18 protein-coding genes and 1 pseudogene are annotated in these 23,057 nt (G+C 72.1%); 9 read left to right on the top strand and 10 right to left on the bottom strand.

Features of this window, described 5'->3' with window-relative positions:
• Positions 1-65: 65 nt before the first annotated feature.
• From ACFY12_RS05535 to ACFY12_RS05525, 3 genes are all read left to right on the top strand, one after another.
• Entirely contained in the window at positions 66-1,064 is a 999-nt protein-coding gene (locus ACFY12_RS05535; RefSeq protein ID WP_390714441.1) for a lytic polysaccharide monooxygenase, read from the top strand.
• Positions 1,065-1,155: 91 nt separating this feature from the next.
• Complete coding sequence (locus ACFY12_RS05530) at positions 1,156-2,178, top strand: helix-turn-helix domain-containing protein (RefSeq protein ID WP_390714440.1); 1,023 nt, start codon at positions 1,156-1,158, stop codon at positions 2,176-2,178.
• 230 nt (positions 2,179-2,408) lie between these two features.
• A complete protein-coding gene (locus ACFY12_RS05525) occupies positions 2,409-2,735 on the top strand; it encodes a phospholipase (RefSeq protein ID WP_390714439.1) in 327 nt (108 codons plus the stop codon).
• Between the two features lie 95 nt (positions 2,736-2,830).
• Here the strand turns inward: ACFY12_RS05525 and ACFY12_RS05520 are convergent, their stop codons facing one another.
• On the bottom strand, positions 2,831-3,298 hold the full coding sequence (locus tag ACFY12_RS05520) for an Lrp/AsnC family transcriptional regulator (protein WP_390714438.1): 468 nt from the start codon (positions 3,296-3,298) through the stop codon (positions 2,831-2,833).
• Between the two features lie 80 nt (positions 3,299-3,378).
• Between ACFY12_RS05520 and ACFY12_RS05515 the strand changes: the two genes are divergently transcribed.
• A complete protein-coding gene (locus ACFY12_RS05515; protein ID WP_390714437.1) occupies positions 3,379-4,668 on the top strand; it encodes an APC family permease in 1,290 nt (429 codons plus the stop codon).
• Between the two features lie 33 nt (positions 4,669-4,701).
• Here the strand turns inward: ACFY12_RS05515 and ACFY12_RS05510 are convergent, their stop codons facing one another.
• Positions 4,702-5,187 carry an SRPBCC family protein gene (locus ACFY12_RS05510; protein WP_390714436.1) on the bottom strand — a complete coding sequence of 162 codons (486 nt, stop codon included), beginning with the start codon at positions 5,185-5,187 and terminating at the stop codon, positions 4,702-4,704.
• A gap of 141 nt (positions 5,188-5,328) precedes the next feature.
• Between ACFY12_RS05510 and ACFY12_RS05505 the strand changes: the two genes are divergently transcribed.
• Complete coding sequence (locus tag ACFY12_RS05505; protein WP_390714435.1) at positions 5,329-5,910, top strand: TetR/AcrR family transcriptional regulator; 582 nt, start codon at positions 5,329-5,331, stop codon at positions 5,908-5,910.
• Between the two features lie 70 nt (positions 5,911-5,980).
• On the opposite strand, the gene ACFY12_RS05500 is transcribed toward ACFY12_RS05505, so the two are convergent.
• The 3 genes and pseudogenes from ACFY12_RS05500 to ACFY12_RS05490 all read right to left on the bottom strand — a co-directional run bounded on the left by ACFY12_RS05500 (position 5,981) and on the right by ACFY12_RS05490 (position 11,267).
• Positions 5,981-6,190: a hypothetical protein gene (locus tag ACFY12_RS05500; protein WP_390714434.1), complete on the bottom strand. Its 210-nt coding sequence runs from the start codon at positions 6,188-6,190 to the stop codon at positions 5,981-5,983.
• Positions 6,191-6,532: 342 nt separating this feature from the next.
• A pseudogene (locus tag ACFY12_RS05495) lies at positions 6,533-7,653 on the bottom strand (hypothetical protein).
• Positions 7,650-11,267, bottom strand: coding sequence for a DNA polymerase III subunit alpha (locus ACFY12_RS05490; RefSeq protein ID WP_390714433.1), 3,618 nt, complete (start codon positions 11,265-11,267; stop codon positions 7,650-7,652). Before ACFY12_RS05490 ends, ACFY12_RS05495 begins: the two are co-directional and overlap by 4 nt.
• 284 nt (positions 11,268-11,551) lie before the next feature.
• Here ACFY12_RS05490 and ACFY12_RS05485 point away from each other — a divergent pair, with 284 nt between their 5' ends.
• On the top strand, positions 11,552-12,631 hold the full coding sequence (locus ACFY12_RS05485) for a DUF3533 domain-containing protein (RefSeq protein ID WP_390714432.1): 1,080 nt from the start codon (positions 11,552-11,554) through the stop codon (positions 12,629-12,631).
• 370 nt (positions 12,632-13,001) lie between these two features.
• Positions 13,002-13,445: a subtilase-type protease inhibitor gene (locus ACFY12_RS05480; protein WP_390714431.1), complete on the top strand. Its 444-nt coding sequence runs from the start codon at positions 13,002-13,004 to the stop codon at positions 13,443-13,445.
• 181 nt (positions 13,446-13,626) lie between these two features.
• Here the strand turns inward: ACFY12_RS05480 and ACFY12_RS05475 are convergent, their stop codons facing one another.
• The 3 genes from ACFY12_RS05475 to ACFY12_RS05465 all read right to left on the bottom strand — a co-directional run bounded on the left by ACFY12_RS05475 (position 13,627) and on the right by ACFY12_RS05465 (position 17,311).
• Entirely contained in the window at positions 13,627-14,691 is a 1,065-nt protein-coding gene (locus ACFY12_RS05475) for a S1 family peptidase (RefSeq protein WP_390714430.1), read from the bottom strand.
• 486 nt (positions 14,692-15,177) lie between these two features.
• The gene (locus ACFY12_RS05470) at positions 15,178-16,182 is read right to left on the bottom strand and encodes a slipin family protein (protein WP_390714429.1); all 1,005 of its coding nucleotides are present in this window, start codon (positions 16,180-16,182) and stop codon (positions 15,178-15,180) included.
• A gap of 229 nt (positions 16,183-16,411) precedes the next feature.
• Positions 16,412-17,311 (bottom strand): S1 family peptidase, encoded by a 900-nt coding sequence (locus ACFY12_RS05465; protein WP_390714428.1) that lies wholly within the window; start codon positions 17,309-17,311, stop codon positions 16,412-16,414.
• Positions 17,312-17,682: 371 nt separating this feature from the next.
• Here ACFY12_RS05465 and ACFY12_RS05460 point away from each other — a divergent pair, with 371 nt between their 5' ends.
• Entirely contained in the window at positions 17,683-18,135 is a 453-nt protein-coding gene (locus tag ACFY12_RS05460; protein WP_390714427.1) for a cell division protein SepF, read from the top strand.
• Between the two features lie 128 nt (positions 18,136-18,263).
• On the opposite strand, the gene ACFY12_RS05455 is transcribed toward ACFY12_RS05460, so the two are convergent.
• Complete coding sequence (locus ACFY12_RS05455) at positions 18,264-19,469, bottom strand: acyl-CoA dehydrogenase family protein (RefSeq protein WP_390714426.1); 1,206 nt, start codon at positions 19,467-19,469, stop codon at positions 18,264-18,266.
• A 199-nt stretch (positions 19,470-19,668) separates the two neighbouring features.
• The gene (locus tag ACFY12_RS05450) at positions 19,669-21,324 is read right to left on the bottom strand and encodes an MFS transporter (RefSeq protein ID WP_390714425.1); all 1,656 of its coding nucleotides are present in this window, start codon (positions 21,322-21,324) and stop codon (positions 19,669-19,671) included.
• A gap of 224 nt (positions 21,325-21,548) precedes the next feature.
• Here ACFY12_RS05450 and ACFY12_RS05445 point away from each other — a divergent pair, with 224 nt between their 5' ends.
• On the top strand, positions 21,549-22,922 hold the full coding sequence (locus tag ACFY12_RS05445; RefSeq protein WP_390714424.1) for a hypothetical protein: 1,374 nt from the start codon (positions 21,549-21,551) through the stop codon (positions 22,920-22,922).
• The last annotated feature ends 135 nt before the right edge of the window (positions 22,923-23,057 follow it).

Here is a 23,057-nt window from a genome sequence, read left to right as displayed (position 1 = left end):
AGGTCGGCGGGGCTAGCGTGCGGGGCGCAAGTCGGCACTGGCAACTGATGGAGGAGACCCCCACGATGAGCGTGCGTCGTAAGGCCACCAGGATCGCTCTGACCGGTATCGCCCCGCTCGCGCTGACCGCGCTCACCGCGAGCCCTGCCGTCGCGCACGGTTCGATGTCGGACCCGGTCAGCCGGGTCTCGGCCTGTTTCGCGGAGGGGCCGGAGAACCCGAAGTCCGCGGCGTGCAAGGCCGCCGTGCGGGTCGGCGGGACGCAGGCGCTCTACGACTGGAACGGGGTACGGGACGGCAACGCCGGCGGGAAGTCGAAGGAGAGGATCCCGGACGGCAAGCTCTGCAGCGCCGGCGACACCACGTACAAGGGCCTGGACCTGCCGCGCGCCGACTGGCCGTCGTCCGCGATGCGGGCCGGCCACCACACGTTCCGCTACCGGGCCACCGCCCCGCACAAGGGCTCCTTCGAGCTGTACATCACCAAGGAAGGCTACGACCCGGCCAAGCCGCTGAAGTGGTCCGACCTGGAGCCGGAGCCATTCGCGAAGGTCACCGACCCGGCGCTCAAGGGCGGGGAGTACGTCTTCGACGGGAAGGTACCCGAGCGGTCCGGCCGGCACCTGATCTACAGCATCTGGCAGCGCTCGGACAGCCCGGAGGCGTTCTACACCTGCTCGGACGTCGACATGGGCGGCAAGACGGCCGAGAAGACCAAGAAGGATCAGGCCCCGGCGCCGGCCGCGGGGGCACCCACGGAGGAGCAGATCACCAAGGGGGCCGACCGGTCGACGGTGGACCACCACCACGGCCGGGGCGGCGACCACCACGGAAACGGACCCAGCCACGGCCACGGGGGCGCTCCGGAGGGGAAGCACGCGCAGGCGGAGTCCACACCGGTGAGGCCCGCCAACGCCCCTGCCGCGCAAGGCGAAAGCCTCGCCCGGACCGGCGGGGACTCCTCCACCGCAGCCCTTGCGGTCGGCGGCGCCGCCGTCCTCGCCACAGGCTCCGCGCTGCTCTTCGTCGCGGCCCGCCGCCGCGCCGCGCGAAGCCGCGCCTGACCCGGCAGGGGAACCGAGGCGTTCAGCAGCACCGTCACCACCCCCGTGAGTGAACCGCTTGACCAGCGGTTGCAGAACAAGGGGGAGACAGTTGCTGGACGAGATGGTGTTCCGGAGTGCGGATGTGCCCGCGGCGGACCGATTCGACTACTGGGCCGAGCTGTTGGGCCGTACGCATGCGCCCATGGAGCTGCGCAGCGACCACGCCGTCGACTTCCGGGCTTCCCAGCGGGTGCTGGACCTCGGGGCGGTCACCGTATGGCGGGCTTCGTTCCAGTCGCTGGTCTTCCGGCGCACGCCGAAGCTGATCCGGCAGTCCGACCCCGAGGTCTACCATCTGTCCGTCGTCGTCCGCGGGGGCGGGGCGGGTGTGTGGAAGCACCGGGAGACCGCGTACAAGCAGCATGACGTGTTCATCAGCTCGTCCTCGCTGCCGAACGATGTGCACAGCGCCGGGGATCCGGTCCGGACCGTGGCGCTGGAGGTGCCCAAGGCCCTGCTGCCGCTGCCTCGTGACATGGCCCGCCGGATCGTCGGGGCGCCGGTGTCGGCCCGGGAAGGAATGGGTGCCCTGCTGGCGGGGTTCCTCACCCAGCTGATCGCGGACCCGGCCGCGTACCGGCCCTCCGACCGGCCGCGGCTGGCCGCCCTCGTGACCGACCTGGTCGCCGCGCTCTTCGCCCACCTGCTCGAAGCCGGTGCCTGCCTTCCCCCTGAGACCCACCGACGGGCCCTCACCCTCCGCATCCAGGCGTTCATCCGGGAGCACCTGCACGACCCGCGGCTCACCCCCGGCAGCATCGCCGCGGCGCACCACATCTCCACCAGCTACCTGCACCACCTCTTCCAGGACGAGGACGCCACGGTCGCCCTGTGGATCCGCCGCCTGCGCCTGGAGGCGGCCCGCCGCGACCTCGCCGACCCGGCGCTCCGCACCCTCCCCATCCACGCGATCGCCGCACGCTGGGGATTCCCCCGGGCAGCCGACTTCAGCCGCGCCCACCGCGCCGCCTACGGCACCACGCCCAAGGAGCACCGGCACCAGTCCCTCCGCCAGGCCGCTTCTTCCCAGGTATCGGACTCACCGCTAAGGAACTTGTGGACCGTGTGCTAACGACTCTCCCGCGAGCTTACGGGATTCTTGATCCACACCGGTTCGGCGAATTGATGCGCCGAACGAGTTCAGTAGGGGGAATTCCAGTGCGGAAACAGCTGATGTCTGCCGCTGCGTTGATACTTGTCGCCACGTCGGGGGGATTGGCCACGGCCGGTGAAGCAGCTGCCGCGGACGCCCGGCCCGCCGCTGCCGCGTCGCCTGAAGTCCTGGTAAAAATCAATGGGCTCGTGACCGGGTCCATGAGCGCCTTTCAGCACTCCCGGAAGATTCGGGAGTGGGAGAACAAGGGAATCGACTGGTCCTCCGACGGCTGCAGTTGGGCACCGGACAAGCCGAGCGGTTTCAACTTCCTTCCGGCCTGCCAGCGGCATGACTTCGGATACCGCAACTTCAAGAAGCAGCACATCTTCAACCAGAAGTACAAGAAGCGGATAGACCTGAGGTTCGCACAGGACATGTTCGACGTCTGCAACAAGTACAGCGGCGCCCGGAAAACCCTGTGCGAGAGCTTCGCGGTCACCTACTACAAAGCGGTGAGCAAGGCCGGCTCGTAGCCCTGACCGGGCCGCACACTCCGCGGAGCCCGCTCCCCGACTCATACCGGGGGCGGGCTTCCGCCGTACCGCACCCGTACCCCGGCAGTGCGCCGTCAGGGGCCGTTCGGTGGCAGCGGCTCGATGACGGCGTTGGTCACGTGCTGGTAGATGAACGAGCTGCGGCAGTCGACGACTTCGCGGCGTTGGAAGATCTGGTCCATGAGGAGCGCGTGCAGCCGGTCGACGTCCGGGACGGCCACATGGACCAGGAAGTCGTCGCCGCCCGCGACGACATAGACGCTGAGCACCTCCGGCAGCGAGGTCAGGAATGTCTTGAAGCGCTCGATGACCTCGCGGCCCATGGGCCGGATGCGGATCGCGAGCAGCGCCTGTACCGGGCGGTTGAGGGTGCGCAGGTCCACCGTGGCGCGGTACCCGGTGATCACACCACGGGCGCGCAGGGCACGGACCCGCTCCAGGCAGGTGGAGGGTGCGATGCCGAGTGTGCGGGCCAGCTCGCGGTTGGTCTGCCGTGCATCGCGCTGCAGTTCGCCGACTATCGCCGAATCAATGTCGTCCATGGGCCCCATCGTGACGCAAGATCCGAATTTCGTTCGGCCAGAGATCTTTTTGATCAACTGTCCCGTTACGTTCTGCGGATGTGACCGTACAAGAGACAACCCTTGCCGCCCCTGAACGGGCGGATGTGCGGCGGCCCGGCCTCGGCGTCGGCAGCGGGACCGCACTGTATGCCGGTGCGGTGCTCGGCCCCGGCGTCCTGACCCTGCCGTCGCTGGCCGCGGCCGCGGCCGGGCCCGCCTCGATCCTGGCCTGGGTGGTACTGCTGGCCATGTGTGTACCGGTGGCCGCCTCGTTCGCGGCGCTCGGCGCGCGGTTCCCCGATGGCGGCGGTGTGGCCACCTACGTCCACCGGGCGATCGGGCCGCGGGCCGCGGCCGTGGTGGGCTGGTGGTTCTACGGGGCGGCGCCGCTCGCCGTGGTGTCGGCCGCCTGGATCGGCGGGAAGTACGTGGCCGAGGCGACCGGCTGGGGCGATACGGGGGCGGCCGTCGTCGCCGCGGTGGTGCTGGCCGGGTCGCTGGCCGCCAACGCGGTGGGACTGCGGATGTCGGGGCGGGTGCAGCTGCTGCTCGTCGGCCTGCTGGCGGCGGTGCTGCTGTGCGCGGTGCTGGCCGCCGCCCCTCAGGTGTCCGCGGAGCACTTCACTCCGTTCATGCCCGGCGGCTGGTCCGCGGTCGGTTCGGCGGCCTCGGTGCTGTTCTTCGCGTTCGCCGGCTGGGAGTCGGCCAGTCATCTGTCGGGGGAATTCGCCGACCCGGCACGGGATCTGCCACGGGTGACGCGCCGTACGCTTGCCGTGATCAGCGTGCTCTATCTGGGGCTCGCGGTGGTCACGATCGGTGTGCTGGGCCCGTCCGCGGCCGATACCGACACCCCGCTGACCGAGCTGCTGGCCCGGAGCGCGGGGCCCGCCGCGCGCCCGGTGGCCGCCGCGGCCGCGCTCTTCCTCACCTTCGGCGCGGTCAACTCGTGCCTGGCGGGGGCCTCCCGGCTCGGTGCCGCGCTCGGCCGGGACGGGGCGGGGCCGCGCTGGCTGGCCAAGGGCGGTACACCGGGCCAGGTGCCGCGGCGTTCGCTCGCGGTGCTGGGCGGGGCGGCGCTGGTGGCCGGGACGGCGGCCGGCTTCAGCGGCGCCGGTCTGGACACCCTGATGAGGGTCACCGCCACCTGTCTGGCGGCGGTGACCCTCGCCGGCCTGGCCGCCGCGCTGGTACTGCTGCCGCGCCGCACTCCCCTGTGGTGCGGCGTACTGGCGAGCTCCCTGCTGACGACGGCGGTGCTGGCCTTCTCCGGGTGGCTGCTGGTGGTTCCGCTGATGCTCGCGTGCGCCGCCTTCGGCTTCCTGACGCTGCGGCGGATCCGGCGCTGAGGCGCGGCGATCCGGTGCCCCCACGGGCAACGTTCACCGGGCGAGGCGGCGCAGCAGGCGGACGTAACGGTTCCATCGGGCCGGCCGGGCGACGGTGCCCGTGCAGACGCGTTCGGCGCGGTCCAGGCTGTCCTCCAGGACCGCGTCGTGGAAGTGCCGGAAGGCCAGCGGCCAGGTGAGCCGGGCCGTACCGCGGGCACGCATGGCCAGGGTGTGGCGCAGCAGCGTGCGGTCCGGGCCGAGCGGGTGGACGGTGTACTCGTGGAAGCCGTCGAAGCCGCGCGGTCCGCTGAAGGTGAACCGGACCCACCGGCCCGGGACGTAGGCCGCCACGGTGTAGCGGACCCAGGAGCCGTGGCCGCCGGCGGTGCCCGGCGCCAGCGGCCCGTCGAGCAGCATCGGGGGCCAGTGGCCGCCCGGCCAGAGGCGGTCGTCCCGGCCGGACAGGCCGTCGATCAGCAGGCCGGCCTCGGCCTCGGGCACCGGCAGCACCCGTTCGTGGACGTTGTACACACCCATGACGCAACCCTTCCGCCTCGCTCCGGAGATCCGGAGACATGCCCGACAGGCACGCGCAGCGTGCGTCCGGACACGCCCGGCCGTACTCCAGAGGAGTTCTAGAGATTCCCCTCTAATATAGTGGAGAGTACCCTCCAGAACATGGCCAGGCCACCCCGATTCGATATGACACAACTCCTCGATGCCGCCGTGCAGCTGGCCGCCGAGCACGGCCCCTCCGGCGTCACCATGTCCGCGGTCGCGGCGGCCGTCGGTGCGCCCAGCGGCTCGCTCTACCACCGCTTCGCCGGCCGGACGGCGCTGCTCGCCGAGGTGTGGCTGCGTACCGTCGAGCATTTCCAGGAGGGTTACTTCGAGGCGCTGGAGTCCTCGGACGACCCGCGAGCCGGCGGGCGGGCGGCGTCCCGGCACGTCGTGGCGTGGAGCCGGGCGCACCCCCAGGAAGCGGCGCTGCTCCTGTACGGGGCGCACGAATTCGGCCGGGACGACTGGTCGGACGACCATCTGCACCGGGCCGACGAGGGGAACATGCAGGTCCGGGCGGCCGTGGCGGCCCTGGCCGGGGCACTGGGCGTACACGGCAGGCTGGCCCTGGAGCGGGTGTCCCTCGCGATCATCGACCTCCCCCTGTCGCTTGTGCGCCGCCATCTACGCGCCGGCGAACCGCTGCCCCCGCACGCCGAGGAACTGGCCGAAGACTGCACCAATGCGCTTCTTGGTTGACCTCCCACGTTGTCGGAGAGCGCCCCGCCCGGAGATGATTCGGGGTGGCCCGGGAGGCAGTTCGGGCGGCTCAGCTTCCGCCTGCGTTGCACTGGGAGCAGGGAGCGTTGAACGGCTCCTTGGTCTCCGGGTTGAGCACCACGATGACGCGCAAACCATGGCAGTTGTTGCACGGAACGAGACCGCGCCGTTTGGCTGTCTCTTGCATCTGCCCGACGTAGTACTTAAGAACATTCTCGTACTCGGGGCTGACCCAGTACTTCTCCTCATCGTCGGCCATGTCCACCCCTCCTCGTCGGCTTCGGGCCACTGTAGGGCTGACCGCACGCTTGACACGGGAGATCTTCGTAAGTCCCGTCGCTGTCAACGTAGATGTGGCGTCCAGAGCCACTGCGCGCACGCAGGGGATCACGTGCACCCCCACCGGTCTTCTTCCACCCACCCACGGGAGGGGGCGCACCGCAGAACGAAGTTCGGAGGGGCGCACCCGTGACGTACAGCCCCGCGCAGCGGCAACGGCCCGCCGCCAGGCGACACGGCGAGGAACGCCAAAAACAAACGGGGCGCCGCGACGGCGCAACGGCGAGCAACCAGCGCGGCGGGAAAGCCGACAACGTGGGAATCAGGCCAAGCGCAGCGGACGGGCAGCGGCGGGCCCTACAGCCCCAGCCCCAAACCGGGCCCTGGCCCGGTCCGTGGCGGCTTCGATGCGGTGTGCCTTGTCGTCGGACGGGTCGAAGGTCAGCTGCCGCGCGGCGAGTTCGGCGCGGCACAGGTCCTCCGCCCGCAGCGCCACGGACCGTACCCGGGCGCGCTGGAGTCCGAGCGCGGTGTGCAGAGCGTAGGCCGCCTCGGTGAGTGCGGGCCCGTGTGCGGTGGGTTCGGCCAGCCGCCGGGTGCGGACGGTCGTGGAACGGTCGGCGTACCGCACGGTGAGGGTGAGCGCGCGGGCCACCTGTCCGCTCGCGCGCAGCCGGGCCCCGAGCTCGTCGGCGAGCGAGAGCAGCGCCCGGCGGCGCCGGACCGGATCCAGCTCGTCGTGCGCGAAGCGGTGTTCGGCGCCCATCGAGCGGGCGGCGGCGTTGGGCACCACCGGCGTCGGGTCGATGCCGCGGGCCCGCTCGTGGACGGCCCGGCCGGTCTTCGCGCCGAGGATCCGCTGCAGGGTCGCGGGCGGTGCGGCGGCGATCCGGCCGACGCTGTCGAGTCCGTACGCGGACAGGGCGCGCGCGGCCGCCGGGCCGACACCGTGCAGCGCCGAGGCGGGCCGGCGGTCGAGGAAGGCCGCGACGGTGCCGGCGTCGCCGGGGACGGCCCGGGTCTCCCCGGGTGCCGCCCCCTGGGCCGCCATCCGGGCGAGCAGCGGGTTGGCGGCGATCCCGATCGTGCACCGTACGCCGCACCAGACAGCGCGCGCAGCCGGATCAGCTCGGCGACGCCCGCCGCGTCCCGGCCGAAGTAGCGCAGCGCACCGCGTACATCGGCCAGCGCGGCGTCCGGCGGAAGCGCCTCGGCCACCGGGGTGAACTGGGCGAGCAGCCGGAGCAGTTGCTCGTACTGCCCGGCGCCGACGGGGGTGCCGTCGGTGTGGAAGAAGCGGATGTGGAGCACGCCCGGCGGCCGCGCGGCAGGAGGCGCGGCGTCAGCCGCTCCAGTGGAGGTGGAGCCGGTACTCGCACCGGGGGGTTCCGGCGGCGGCGCGGCGGGCGGCCCGGCAACGGTGCCGGCATCGGAGGAGTTCATCCCGCGCTCCCCGGGCTGGAGTGCCACAACTTGCGGCCGGTGGCGGCGCGTTCACCCGGGGGCTGGAGGTCGGCCCAGGGGTGCAGCTCGTAGCCGGTCTCCAGCCGGATGGTGCGGCCCGCGGCGGCCTTCTCGGGCCCTGCCCCGGGCCCCGTCCCGGGCTCCCGTCCAGGCGCCTTCCCGGACCCCTTCTCCCGCGCCTCCCCCCGCTCCTCCCCCGGCTCCTCCGTGAGCCGGGCGGTGACCGCCGCCAGACCGCCCGTACGGCGGAGTTCGGCCAGTTCGGCGAGGTTCCAGGCGGCGGCGCCGACCACACTGAGGCTGCGCGGGCCGCGCCGCTGGACCGTACCGCGTACCAGCAGCAGCCAGGAGTGGAAGACGGTGCGGGCGCACTGCTCGTGACTGTCGTCGAAGAAGGCGCAGTCGACCAGGCCCGTGCTGTCGTCGAGGGTGGTGAAGATGATCCGGCGGCCGGAGCGGACCGACGGAGTCTGGGTGGCCGCCTTGGCCCCGGCGACCAGCACCGTCTCCCCGTTCCGGGCGCGTTGCAGCAGCCGGGCCGGCAGGACGCCCAGCTCGGCGAGGAACTCCCGGTGATCGGTCATCAGGTGGCGGGAGGCGTCCATGCCGAGGACGCCCAGCTCGGCGCTGAGCCGTTCGACGTCGCTCAGGTCGGGCAGGCCCGCCGGCTCGACCGGCTCGACCTGTTCGACCAGTTCAGCCGCTTCGGCCCGTTCCTCCTGGCCCGCATAGAGCGCCGGGTCCGTATGGAGCGTCAGCTGGCCGCCGGGCGCATGCCGCCCGTGGTGGTGCAGCTCGGCGAGGTACAGCAGCAGATCCCGCCGGTTCGCGCCGAAGGCGTCCAACGCGCCGACCCGGGCGAGGCGTTCGGCGACCGGGCGGGACGGCCGGGCCCGCTGCCACAGGTCCTGGAGGGAGTGGTAGGGCTGCCCGGCCGCGATGCGCCGCGCCTCGGCCCCGCTCATCCCGTGGACGTCGGAGAGGGCCAGCCGCAGCCCCCAGACGCCACCGGAACCACCAGCATTACCGGACACCAGTTCGATCCGATGGGTGACCGCCGACCGGTTCACGTCCAACGGCAGTACCGGCACCCCGCGCCGCCGGGCATCCGCCAGCAGCAGCCGCTTGGGATACATCCCCGGGTCGTGGGTGAGCAGCCCGGCGTAGAAGGCGGCGGGGTGGTGCGCCTTGAGCCAGGCGGACTGGTAGGTGGGCACCGCGAACGCCACCGCATGCGCCTTGCAGAAGCCGTACGAGCCGAAGGCCTCGACGATCTCCCAGGTGCGCGCGATCACGTCGGGCGGGTAGCCGCGCCGCTCGGCGCACCGGGCGAACCAGGTGCGCACCTCGCCCTGCCGCTCCGGGTCCGACAGCGCGCGCCGCCGCTCGTCCGCCTCGTCCCGCGCACAGCCCGTCATGATCCGCAGCACCTCGATGATCTGCTCGTGGAAGACCACCACCCCATAGGTCTCGCGCAGCGGTTTCTCCAGGTCGGGGTGCGGATAGCGGACGGGCGCGCGGCCGCGCCGAGCCTCGATGAAGGGCCGCACCATGTCGGCGGCGACCGGTCCGGGCCGGAAGAGGGAGATGTCGACGACCAGGTCGTGGAAGGTGGCCGGCTGCAGCCGCCCGATCAGGTCGCGCTGGCCCGGCGACTCGATCTGGAAGCAGCCGAGCGTCTCGGTCGAGCGGATCAGGCTGTAGGTGGCCGGGTCGCCGGGCGGCACCTGCGCGGGGTCGTCGAGGTCGATCCGCCGCCCGGTGGCCCGGCCGATCTCGGCGACCGCGTGGGCCATCGCGGACTGCATCCGTACGCCCAGCACATCGAGCTTGAGCAGCCCCAGTTCCTCCACGTCGTCCTTGTCGAACTGGGACATCGGGAAGCCTTCACCGCTGGTCGGCACGGTGGGCGTACGGTCCAGCAGGGTGGCGTCCGAGAGCAGCACCCCGCACGGGTGCATGGCGATCCCGCGCGGCAGCGCGTCCAGCGCCTCGACCAGCTGCCACAGCCGTTCGGTGCCGGCCTCCCGTACACCGCGCAGCTCCGGCAGTTCGGCCAGCGCCGCCCGTGCATCGCGGGCGCGGATGTGCGGGAAGGCCTTGGCGAGCCGGTCCACCCGCGCCGGGTCCATGCCCAGGGCGGCGCCCACGTCCCGTACGGCGTGCCGTACCCGGTAGGTCTCGGGCATCGAGACCGTGGCGACCCGCTCGGTGCCGAAGCGGTCGAAGATCGCGCGGTAGACCTCCAGCCGGCGGGCGGACTCCACATCGATGTCGATATCCGGCAGCGCCGCCCGCCGTCCGGACAGGAAGCGCTCCATCAGCAGCCCGTGCTCGACCGGATCGGCGTGCGCGATCCCCAGGAGGTGGTTGACCAGCGATCCGGCGCCGGACCCGCGGGCCGCGACCCGTACACCCATCTCCCATATGTCGTCCACGACTTGAGCGACCGTCAGGAAGTAGGAGGGATAGCCGAGACGTTCGATCGTCCGCAGCTCGTCGTGCAGCCGCGCCCAGCGCGTACGGTCCTGGTCGTAGCCGCGCAGCACCATTCCGGCGGTGCAGCGGGAGCGCAGCACCCGGGCGGCGGTGCGGTGTCCGGCGCCGACCAGCCGGGGCTCGGGGAAGTGGATCCGGCCGAGCCCGATGTCGTCCCGAGGGTCGACCCGGCAGGCACCGGCGGTCTCCTCGGTCATGGCGAGCAGCCGGTGCGCCAGTTCACGGCGGAAGCCGGCCGCCTCGGCGATCCGCTCGGCGGTCGCGGCCATCGCGGCGGTGTCCTTGAGCCAGCGTTCGCCGCTGTCCCAGCTCTCGGGGCGGTACGGGTCGACCGGCACCAGGCGGCGGGCGGAGTCCAGGACGTCGGCGACCGGGCCCTGGCCGGGGTCGGCGTAGCGGACCGCGTTGCTCAGCACGGCGTGGACGCGCTGGTCGACGGCGAAGCCGAGGGTGCGGGCGGCGAGCCGCGCGGAGCCGGGGCCGCTGCCGGGCCGGCCGTGGTCGACGACCTCCAGGCGGAGCGCCTCGCCGTACAGCTCGCGCCAGGGCGCGAGGAGCCGGGCGGCGCGGTCCGGGCGGCCGGCGGAGAGCGCCCGGCCGACCTCGGAGTCCGGTCCGAGCAGCACGGTCAGGCCGTCCGGGGCGGCCTCCAGGGCGTCCCACGGGAGGACGGGCCGCTCGGCCCGGTGGGCGTGGGCGTGGGCGTGGGCATGGGCGTGGGCCGCTGAGACCAGCCGGCACAGGGCGGCCCAGCCGGCCGCTCCGTCGCGGGCCAGGAAGACCGCGCGGGCGGCGGACTCGTCGAGGAAGGCGCCGCCGCGGACCGGGGTCCGGCGCCGCGCCGCGGCAGCCCGCACCGGCTGCCGGTCGCCCGCCCGGTCCGCCACGGCGAGGTCGGCACCGAACAGCGGCCGGACACCGGCCCCGGCGGCGGCCCTGGCGAAGCGTACGGCTCCGGAGAGCGCGTCCCGGTCGGTGAGCGCGAGGGCACCCATACCGCGCTCGGCGGCGCGCTCGACGAGCCGCTCCGGGTGGGAGGCGCCGTAGCGCAGGGAGAAGCCCGAAGCGGTGTGCAGATGCGTGAACCCCGGCATCCGCACCTCCTGCACCTCATCCGCCCCCAGCTGACCTGCTGTCTCTTGCTCCTCCCCTCCACCATACCCCGCGATCGAACATTCGTACGAACGCTGCGGTGGCCCGACCACTTCCCCCGACCACTCCCCCGATCGCCCCCCTGACCACTCCCGACCACCCACCCGATCGACCCGCCCGACCATCCACCCGATCGACCCGCCCGATCTGCGCCACCCGGCCACCGACCGCAAGATGGCCCTTGTACCGGTGCACCGGCAGTCGCATCTGCGACGAGGAGCGACGCATGGCCACGACGGACGACGGCGCCCGCACCACCTTCCTCGGGGAGGTGAAGAGCGCGGTGACCCCGCACGCCTTCCTGCTGGTGCTCGGCGTCCTGGGCCTGATGACCGCGTTCATCACGTCGTACACCGGGGCCTTCCACCAGCCCCGGCCGGCCGACGTACCGCTCGGCGTGGCCGCCCCCGCACCCGTCCGCGGACAGCTGGTGACCGAGCTGGACCGCCTGCCCGGCTCCCCTCTGGACCCGCGCCCGCTCGACTCCGAGCGGGCGGCGCGGCAGCAGATCGCCGACCGGGAGATCGACGGCGCCCTGATCGTCGACCCGCGCGGCAGCACCGACCGGCTGCTGGTGGCCAGCGGCGGCGGCGCCTCCCTCTCCCAGGCGGTCGAACTGGTCGTCCGCACGGCCGAGAAGGCCCGGAACCGCACCGTGCACACCGTGGACGTGGCCCCCGCCACCCCGGGCGACAGCCGCAGCCTCTCCGCCTTCTACCTCGTCGTCGGCTGGTGCGTCGGCGGCTATCTGTGCGCCGCGATCCTCGCGATCAGCGCCGGGGCGCGCCCCTCCAACACGCACCGGGCGGTCATCCGGCTGGCCGCGCTCGCCGTGTACGCGATCGCCGCCGGGCTGGCCGGCGCGATCGTCGTCGGACCGGTCCTGGGCGCACTGCCCGGCTCCTTCCCCGGACTGTGGGGCCTGGGCGCCCTGATCGTCTTCGCGGTCGGCGCCACCACCCTGGCCTGCCAGGCCCTGCTGGGCCTCATCGGCATCGGCCTGGCGATCCTGCTGATCGTCATCCTCGGCAACCCGAGCGCGGGCGGCGCCTATCCGTACCCCTTGCTGCCGCCCTTCTGGCGGGAGATCGGCCCCGCGCTGCCGCCCGGAGCCGGCACCTGGTCGGCCCGCTCACTCGCCTACTTCCACGGCAACGCGCTGACCTGTTCCCTTCTGGTGCTCTCCGCCTGGGCGGCGGGCGGCACGGCGCTCACCATGATCCTCTCGGCTTTCCGGAAGCAGGAGAACGGAAAGCGGGAGAACGGGACTTCGGGAAAGCGGGAGAACGGGACTTTGCCGGAGTAAGGCGGACCGAGGGCAGGCGGCTCTTACCCCGGCCGGCCGCCCGGGCCGGACGGAGGCCGCCTCCGGCCCTGCTCTTCGGCCAATCACCGGAGATCGAAATCCTCCCGAACGACCGGTCGGCGGCCGGATTCCTACCTTCCGGGTCCGAACCTTTCTTGCCACCAGCACGGCGAACCCGGCATTCCGGCTGGCCGCACATGATTCCTCCCGGCTCCCCCGCACCGCCTGCGATGCGTTCCCGCCATTACCCTCAGCTCCCGCTCATCGACTCAAAGCAATCGCCCCGGTGCGAGATCCAGATGCTTTCGGAGTGCGGTTGGGCCAGACTCCCGTTCGGCATCTGCACCCGCAAACACAAAGGAGTGTTGTCATGCGGTACATCGCTGGGGCGATCGCGCTCGGTACGGCCCTGGTTCTCGGCACCCTGGCCACCACCGCACAGGCTGTCGCCGCGCCGGCGCAGTCCGGACGGTCCGGTGGGCTCTACGCGCCGACGGAACTGGTGCTGACCGTCGGTCAGGGCGAAAGCCGCGCGACCGCCACGGTGCAGCGCGCGGTGACGCTCAGCTGCGCGCCGACGGCGACCGGCAGCCACCCGGCCCCGAAGGCCGCCTGTACCCAACTACGCGCGGTATCCGGTGACTTCGACAAGGTGACCAACACCACCGTGTCGGAGCGCGTGTGCACGAAGGAGTGGGCACCGATACTGGTCACCGCGGACGGCGTATGGCAGGGCAAGCGGGTGTCGTACACGTACACCTTCGCCAACGCCTGCACGATGGCCGGCGGCACCGGCTCGGTCTTCCTGTTCTGACCGCGCCATGGCCAAGGCCTCCGGGCACCGGACGGTCCCCGGGCATCGGACGGCGATGCCCGGAGGCCTCCGCGTACGGCACCGGAGCACGGCACCGGCCCCCGGACGTCGCGCCCGTCCGGGGGCCGGTGCCGCTCGTCATGCGCCATACCTGTCGGACCTGTCGGACCCGTCGGACCCGTCAGCCGATCTCCGCCCCGTAGGCCTGCAGGGCCTCGGGCACCGGCTGGAAGAAGGTCTCGCCGCCGCCGGAGCAGTCGCCACTGCCACCGGAGGTGAGGCCGAGCGCGGTCTCGCCGTCGAAGAGCGCGCCGCCGCTGTCACCGGGCTCGGCGCAGACGTCGGTCTGGATCAGGCCCTCGACGGTCCCCTCCTGGTAGTTGACGGTGGCGTTGAGCGCCTTGACCGACCCGTCATGCACCTGGGTGGTGCTGCCGCTGCGCTGCACCTTCTCGCCGACCGTGCCTTCCGCGGCCTTGGTGATCTTCTGGGTGCTGCCGTTGTAGAGGTCGACCTCGCTCGGGTGCGGGGTGTCGCCCGTGTACTTCGCGATGGAGTAGTCGTTACCGGGGAAGCTGGACTCCTCGGTGGTGGCGATCTCCTGGCCGCCCTGCTTGTCGGACCAGCTCTTGACCGCGTTGCCGCAGTGACCGGCGGTCAGGAAGTACGGCTGGCCGCCCTTGACGACGTTGAAGCCGAGCGAACAGCGGGCGCTGTCCCCCCAGATCGCGTCGCCGCCGGCGATGAAGCGCTTGAACTCTCCCTTGGTGCGGCGGAGTTCGGCCTTGTCGCCCAGACTGCCCACGACCTTGGTGAGCCGGTCGAGCGCGGCGCCCTTGACCGTGCGGTCGGCGGTGACCACGACCTTGTTGGTCCGCGGGTCCATGCTCCAGGACGTACCGGGAACGGTCGCCTTCGCCTTCAGGGTGTGCCGGGCCGCGTCGAGCTGGGCCTGGGTGTGCTGGACGATCCGGGCCTCCGCGCCCTTCGCCCGCACGGTACGGGCCGCCGCCTCGTCGACGACGTTGACCACCAGCTTCCCGGCCCGGGCGTCGTAGAACGCGCCAGCCGTACCGGTCTTGAACTGGGATGCCAGGGCTGTCGCCGCGGCCGGGGTCAGCCGGGCCGCGGTGGGGGCCGGGGCCGCATGGGCGCTGGCGAGGGTGAGGGTGCCGGTGGCGGCGAGCGCGAGCGCCCCGGCGCCGGCTATCAGGACACGTCGCTTGGGTATGCGTCGATGCTTCAACTCAGAGCCTCCCGTGGGGGGAAGGGCCCGGACTGTGGGGAGTCGCGTGGGCCCGGAGAGTGAGTGTTCGGGACACGGACGGAGCCGCCCCGTCAGCAGCGCCCGGGGAGTCGCGTCCATGCCAACGTGTGCTCTTGAGTATTCCCACCCGTCTCACTCATGCACAAGACCCAATTCCGGTCCCACGTAAGGGAATTCACACTTTTCTCACAAGGTCGTCACACCGATATCCGCGCACAGCGGTTCTGAGTGCGGACATCAGAGGGCATGCGGAGCGGCCGGGGCCGAGCGGGTTTGTGACGACCGGAACTGGCCGGAAAGCGACGCGCCGTACGCACCCGCGGCGACGGGTCCGTACGGCGAAGGATGCGGTCTACGGTTCAGGGGCCCATGTCTTCAGAGGCCCATGGCTCAGGGGTCCATGGCTCAGGGGCCTATGACTCAGGGGCCCACGGCTCAGAGGCTCATGGCTCAGGGGCCCGCGGCTCAGGGCAGGTTCTCCGCCTTCGGGAGCTCCTCCAGTACCGGCGGCGGCTCGGTCGCGGTGCCCTCGACGCGCGACGCCTCGGCGGCGGCCTGCGGTTCAGCGGCAGCCTGCGGTTCGGCGGCAGCCGGCCCGCCGGAGGCCGGCCCGCCTGAAGTCGGCTCGCCGGCGGGTGCGGATGCCTGTGCCAGTCGCTCCCGCGCGGCCTCCGCCTCGGCCACGGCCAGCTCGGTCTGCGCCTTGGACTCCAGCCCGGAGCGTTCCAGGAACCGCAGCAGCTCCACGGGGAAGGGCAGGACCAGGGTGGAGTTCTTCTCAGCGGCGACCGCCACCACGGTCTGCAGCAGCCGCAGTTGCAGCGCCGCGGGCTGGTCGGACATCGCCGCGGCGGCCTCGGCCAGCTTCTTCGACGCCTGCAGCTCGGCGTCAGCGTTGATCACCCGGGCGCGCCGGTCCCGGGTCGCCTCCGCCTGGCGGGCCATCGAGCGCTTCATGGTCTCCGGCAGCGAGACGTCCTTGATCTCGACCCGGTCGACGGTCACTCCCCAGCCGATGGCCGGGCTGTCCATCATCAGCTCCAGGCCCTGGTTGAGCTTCTCCCTGTTCGACAGCAGATCGTCCAGCTCGCTCTTGCCGATGATCGACCGCAGTGAGGTCTGGGCCATCTGGGAGACCGCGAAGCGGTAGTCCTCGACCCGGATGACCGCATCGGCGGCGTCCACGACCTTGAAGTAGACCACCGCGTCCACCCGGACTGTGACGTTGTCGCGGGTGATGCCCTCCTGTGCGGGCACCGGCATCGTGACGATCTGCATATTGACCTTGTGCATCCGGTCGATGCCCGGAATGATCATGGTGAAGCCGGGCTCCCGCACCGCCGAGCGCAGCCGCCCCAGCCGGAGCACCACACCGCGTTCGTACTGCTTGACCACGCGGGCCGCCGCCATGAAATACACGGCGCCGGCGAACCCCAGCCCCACCGCGGTCTGCACCAGTTCTTCGACCATCACGGCTCCCTGATATCTGCCGTATGCCGATGTCTGCCGTATGTCGTCGATGCGGTCGCATGCCGCCCGAATCGAGCCGCTTTCCATGGTATGCCCGGCCCGGAGAGGGGTCGAGGCTCGCGGGGCGGCCCCTCGTACACCGGCGATACGGGGCTCCGTCCCGCCGGACCCGGGCCCGGGGTGCCGGCGGGACGTCCGTACACGGATCAGCCGGTCGGTGTCAGCGGCGTCAGTAGACGCTCACGCCGTACCGGTCGAGCGCCTCGGTGACGGGCTGGAAGAAGGTGGTGCCGCCGGACCGGCAGTCGCCGCTGCCGCCGGAGGTGAGACCCAGCGCCGTGGTCCCCGAGTAGAGGGGTCCGCCGCTGTCGCCGGGTTCGGCGCAGACGGTGGTCTGGATGAGCCCGCGGACGATGTCGCCGTTGCCGTAGTTGACGGTGGCGTTCAGGCCGGTGACCCGGCCGCTGTGGATGCCGGTGGTCGAGCCGCGCCGGGTGACGGTCTGGCCGACGCCCGGGGTGGCGGCGCTGGTGATGTCCTGGCTGCCGACGGTGCCCGGGTGATCGGTCGAGCCGGTGTACTGGACGATGCCGTAGTCGTCGCCGGGGAAGCTGCTGCCGACGGTCCTGCCGAGGGAACTCCCGGAACCGGTGGTCCAGGGCGGGCTGCCGTCGGTGCAGTGTCCGGCCGTCAGGAAGTAATAGGTACTGCCCTTGCGGACGTTGAAGCCCAGCGAGCAGCGCCAGCTGGGGGCGTGGATGGGGTCGCCGCCGGAGATGTACTTGCGGAGGGTGCCCGCGATCCGGTCGATACGGATCGCGGCGGCGTTGCCGCCCGCGGCCCGCCGGATCCGGGCGATCTCGTCCTGGGAGACGGTGCGGTCGGCGGTGACGACCAGGGTGCGGGTGGTGTCGTCGACCCGCCAGGCGGTACCGGCGACATCCGCGGTACGTACCGCGTCAGCGGCGGCCGACAGCTGGGCCGCGCCGAACGTCCGGTCGGGGGCGGGGTTCTGGGCGTGGGCCGCGGGGACGGCGAGGGCCCCGATGGCCGCTATTCCGGACGCGACGGCGGTCAGCCGGATGCGTCTGGGTACGCCGCTGCGGGGGGTGGTGCGCTCGTTCCTCACTGATTCCTCCGAGGGGGATCGGGGGCCGCGGGTGAGCAGCCCGGTGAGGCGCAGCCGAAGGGCACGGAAATCCGCACATCAATCCGCACATCTGTTTTTACGTGCCCCTGACAAGCGCTGAGCGGAGTTTCGGGCGTACTACCGCTGGCGCGCAAGAGGTGGTACCGATATCGGTACCGAAAGTGATCACGTTCGCACTCTTCGTATCGTCAGTTGCCCTACGGGGCGCGCAAGGTGATGGTGTGCCACCCTCTTTGCACCAGATGTGTCACGAACCCCCCGTGCGGCGGCTATCCACTTGGCACACCCTCGGCCTCATGGACGACGATAGGGGTCGGACACACAGACACCGCGGGTGAGAGGAGGCGTCAATGGGATCGGTACGCAAGGCGAGCGCCTGGCTTGGCCTCGTCGACGACAGTGACGACGAGCGCTACTACGACGACGACTACGCCGAGGGACCCGATGCCGGCGGCCAGGGCGGCAGCAATCCCTGGGTGACCGACCCGCGGGTCCGGGTCGCCGACGAAACCGCCCAGGACCAGGGCACCCGCATCGCCACGGTCACTCCGGAGAGCTTCCGGGACGCCCGCGGTATCGGCGAGCTGTTCCGGGACGGCGTCCCGGTGATCGTCAATCTGACGTCCATGGAGCCCGCCGACGCCAAGCGTGTGGTGGATTTCGCGGCCGGTCTGACCTTCGGCCTGCGCGGGTCGATCGAACGGGTCGCCACCCGCGTGTTCCTGCTCACCCCCGCCGACTACCAGGTGTGCAGCGGCGAGACCCGCGACCACCGCAACGGGGGCTTCTTCAACCAGAGTTGAGCATGGGGAGGCCGGGGGGAGCGGGGGAAGCCGGATGGTCATTCCGGCCGGGGGCCGCCTCGGGGCCACGCGGTAACCGGAGTTGACGGACAGGCCACCCAGGACAAGCCGCCCGGGGCAGGCCCCGCCTACCGGAAAGCGTCCAGCCCGGTGAGAGCCTTGCCCAGCACCAGCTGGTGCATCTCGACGGTGCCCTCGTAGGTGAGCACCGACTCGAGGTTCGTCGCATGCCGCATCACGGGGTACTCCAGAGAGATCCCGTTGGCGCCGAGAATCGTCCGGGCCGTGCGGCAGATCTCGATCGCCTCCCGTACATTGTTCAGCTTGCCGAAGCTGACCTGCTCGGGGCGCAGCCGCCCCGCGTCCATCCGCCGCCCCAGATGGTGGGCGAGCAGGATGCCCTTGTGCAGTTCGACGGCCATGTCGGCGAGCTTGGCCTGGGTGAGCTGGAAGCCGCCGATGGGCTTGCCGAACTGCTCCCGGGTCCTGGCGTACTCTAGCGCCGCCTCGAAGCCGGCGCGGGCGGCGCCCATGGAGCCCCAGACGATGCCGTAACGGGCGTGGCTCAGGCAGCCGAGCGGGCCGCGCAGGCCGGTGGCCCCGGGAAGCACCGCGTCAGCCGGCAGCCGTACGTCGTCCAGGACGAGTTCGCTGGTCACCGACGCGCGCAGGGACCACTTGTGCTTGATGTCGGAGGCCGAGAAGCCGGGGGTCCCGGTCGGCACGGCGAAGCCGCGGATGCCGTCGTCGGTCTGCGCCCAGACGACCGCGACCCCGGCCACCGAGCCGTTGGTGATCCACATCTTGCGCCCGTTGAGCACCCAGTCCGTGCCGTCCCGCTTCGCGTACGTGCGCAGGGATGCCGGGTCGGAGCCGGCGTCGGGCTCGGTCAGCCCGAAGCAGCCGATGACCTCGCCGGACGCCATCGCGGGCAGCCACCGCTGCTTCTGCTCCTCGGAGCCGAAGCGCCAGATCGCGTACATGGCGAGCGAGCCCTGGACGGAGACCAGCGAGCGGATGCCGGAGTCGGCGGCCTCCAGCTCCAGGCAGGCCAGGCCGTACTGGACGGCGGAGGCGCCGGCGCAGCCGTATCCGGTGAGGGACATTCCGAGCGCGCCGATCGAGCCGAGCTCGCGGGTGAGTTCGCGGAGGGTGGGCAGTTCGCCGGCCTCGTACCACTCGGCAATGTGCGGCAGAACGCGGTCGGCGGCCCACTGGCGGACGGTGTCGCGGACCGCGCGGTCCTCGTCCGTGAGCAGGTCGTCGATGCCCAGGGGGTCGCCGGGGTCGAACGGCGGGAGCGTCGGGGAAGCTGAGGACGGCGTGGCGGACATGGCGGGCCTCCGGCGGGTCAGCGCTCGCAACGAAAACTAGCAGTGGTAGTTACGCGTGCGTTCGACGGTACGGCCCGGGGTGCCGCGCGGCAAGGGTCACCGCCGTGCGGTGGAGACCCGGTGACGACCGGCGTGCGGTGAAGACCTGGTGACGACCGGCCCTGGTGCGGCCGCTCAGGGGCGGGAGCCGGAGCTCCGCTCAGGGGCGGGAGCCGGAGCTCGCCGACGCGGGCTCGCCGCTGCCCGGTCCGGTGGCCCGCGCCGTGCTCTCGCCGGCGGCGGCCTCGCCTTCCGCGCGCTCCGTGGACTCCGCGGCCCGGCGCGGCAGCCGCAGCGCGATCGCCGCACCGATCAGCAGCAGTACGGCGCTGGAGACCAGGGTGGTGTGCAGCCCGCGGACGAAGGCGTCACGGGCGGCCTCCCGCAGCACGTCCCGGGCGGCGCCGCTCAGGCCGGCGGCCACCTTGTAGGCCTCGCCGAGGGAGTGCGCGGCCGCCTCGGAGGCCCTGGCGGGGACCCCGGCGACCTGGGCCAGACCGGGCGCGTAGGCGGCGTTCATGACGCTGCCGAGCAGGGCGACCCCGATGCCGGCACCGAGCTGGTAGGAGGTCTCACCGATGGCGGCGGCACCGCCGGACTGCTCCGCGGGGGCCTCGCTGAGCATCGACTCGTACGCGCCGAACAGCGTGGACTGGAAGCCGAAGCCGAGCAGGACGAAGCCGCCGGACAGCAGCCAGGGCTGGTCGTGGTCGCTCATCGCGGTCAGGGTGAGCACCGCGGCGGCGGTCAGCACGAAGCCGAGCGAGACCATGACACGCGGGCCGAGGGCGTGCAGCATCTTCGAGCCGGTCAGGCCGGCGGCCATCGCCGAGAAGACCAGCGGCAGCATCCGCAGGCCGGTCTGCAGCGGGCTGAGCCCCAGGACGAGCTGGAGGTACTGGACGGCGATCAGCTGGAGGCCCACCAGGGCGAGCATGGCCAGCACGATGCAGCCGACGGAGGTGCCGAACGCGGGGCGGGCGAACAGCCGCATATCGATCAGCGGGTGCGCGCGCCGGCGCTGGCGGCGTACGAAGACGATCAGCAGGGCGGTGCCGAGGATGATGGGGAGCAGCGTGGTCGGGCCGATCACGGCCTCGCCGCTGCCGATCCGCTTGACACCGAGGACGATGCCCAGCACACCGAGCGAGGCGACGACCGCGCCGGTCACGTCCCAGGGGCCATTGCGCTCACCGCGCGACTCGGGCAGCAGCCACCGCCCCACCAGCAGCATCACGGTCATCATCGGGATGTTGATCAGAAAGACCGAGCCCCACCAGAAGTTCTCGACGAGGAAGCCGCCGAGGACCGGGCCGACCGCGGCGCCGACCGCGGCCACCGCGCTCCACACCCCGATGGCGACCGCGCGCTCCCGCCGGTCGGGGAAGACCTGGCGCAGAATCGACAGTGTCGCGGGCATGATCATCGCGCCGCCGATGCCGAGCAGGGCCCGGGCCACCATCAGGATCTGCGGGTTGGGCGCGAGCGCCGCGAGGGCCGAGGCCAGGCCGAACAGGCCGTAGCCGAGGAGGAGGACCCGGCGGCGGCCGACGCGGTCGCCGAGGGTGCCGAAGAGGATCAGCAGCGACGCCGCGATCAGCGGATAGACGTCGACGATCCAGAGCAGCTCCACCGGTCCCGGCCGCAGGTCCTCGGTGACCGACGGCACGGCGACGTACAGGATCGTGGTGTCCAGCGCGACGAAGAGCAGGCTGACGCAGAGCACGATCAGCACGGTCCAGCGGTTCGCACCGCCGTCTGAAAGCCGGGCAACACCAGCCGTCCGCTCACTGCCGGACGCGGTCGTCCCGGACATGCAGCACCTCCAGTCATGCTCTCGCGGCCACGGATCAGGGCGCGAAAAAACGCCCCGGTGGAACCGGTGGCACGGGCGAGTTTGAGTCGTCAGACTACGCGAGTCCCCGAGGGGCCCGCGTGGCTCACCTCACGATGAGACGCGCATCGCAGCGCCGTACGTTCCCCCGCCCTCCGGCGCCGGGCGTTCTTCGGCCACCTGGTCCATCGTCGATAATCGTCCGGATGAAAGATCTTGCCCCGGTTTCCGTCACCGGCCGGACCGCGCCCGGCGGCTCCGCCGCGGGGGCCGCGCTGCGCCGTGCCGCCCCCGCGCTGGCGGCGTACGCGGCGATCCGGCTGCTGGGCCTCGTGGTCCTCGCCGGGTGGTCCGCCGCCGAGGGCAGGGACTGGCACGCGCTGCTGACCACCCGCTGGGACTCGCTCTGGTACACCCGGGTCGCCGAGCAGGGCTATGGCTTCGCGGTCCAGCTGCCGGACGGCGAGGTCCACTCCAGCCTGGCGTTCTTCCCGCTGCTGCCGTGGCTGGAGCGAGGGCTGTCGGCGGTCTCGCCGCTCTCCCCCGCCGACGCCGGGATGGTCGTGGCCTGGCTGTCGTCACTGGCGGCGGCGTGGGCGCTGTACGTGACCGGTGAGCGGCTGCACGGGCCGCGGGCCGGGGTGGCGCTGGCAGCACTGTGGGCCGCGCTGCCGGTCGGGGTCGTGCAGTCGATGGCCTACTCCGAGTCGCTGTTCACCGCGCTCGCGGCCTGGGCCGGGTACGCCGTACTGACCGGGCGCTGGGTGTGGGCGGGGGCGCTGGCCTCGCTGGCCGGGCTGACCCGGCCGGTGGGCGCGGCGGTGGTCGCGGCGGTGTGGATCACCGCGGCGGTGACGCTGTGGCGCGAGCGGGCCGGGGGCGGCATGGGCCTGTGCCGGAAGTCCCGTCGTCCGCCTGAAGGGCGGGCTCCGCGGCGTCCGGTGCGTGCGATCGCAAGACGGAGGGTCGCCCCGATACTGGACGTATCGGGGCGATCCCGACAACGCAGCGAGCGTGCGTGCCGGGCGGCGCGGAGCAGACGGGACTTCCGGCACAGGCCCATACGGCTGCGGGCGGCGCTCCGGGCGCGTCCCGGCATGGCAGCCGGTGTGCTGCTGGCGCCGCTCGGCTGGTGCGGCTACTTCCTGTGGGTGGCGGCGCGGCAGGGCTCGCTGACCGGCTACCTGGAGGTCCAGGGCGGCTGGGGCAACGGCTTCGACGGCGGTCTGGCGTTCGCCGGCTTCCTCCGGGACCAGCTGACGGGGCCCGGGTTCGCGGCCGGGCTCGGGCTGCTGGCCGGCGTCGGCCTGGTGATCTGGCTGTACGTCCACGGCGTACGGCGGGGGCAGCCGCTGCCGCTGGCGGTCTACGGCGGGCTGGTGCTGCTGCTCGCGCTCGCCGCCAAGGGCTACTTCGGGTCCAAGCCCCGGCTGATGCTCCCGGCCTATCCGCTGCTGCTGCCGCCGGCGGCGGGGCTCGCGCGGTGGCGCCCGGTGTGGTCCGGGCTGGTCGTCGGGCTGCTGGCGGTGGGCTCCGCGGTCTACGGCGCGTTCTGGCTGAACGGTTCGGGCCCGCCATGATCATCTTCCGGTCGGCGGGAAGGCCGGGGGAACGAATGATCCCCTTCCGCCCCTTCCGGCACCGGGGAAACCCCGCGCGACACTCGGACGAAGGAAAGATAAACTCCGCCGGAGAAAACCCGATAAGGCGCTGAG

This window comes from Streptomyces sp. NPDC001339 (assembly GCF_042895955.1).
Taxonomy (GTDB): domain Bacteria; phylum Actinomycetota; class Actinomycetes; order Streptomycetales; family Streptomycetaceae; genus Streptomyces.
Note: the sequence above shows the minus strand (reverse complement) of the source record. Positions and strands in the feature narration are given on the sequence as shown.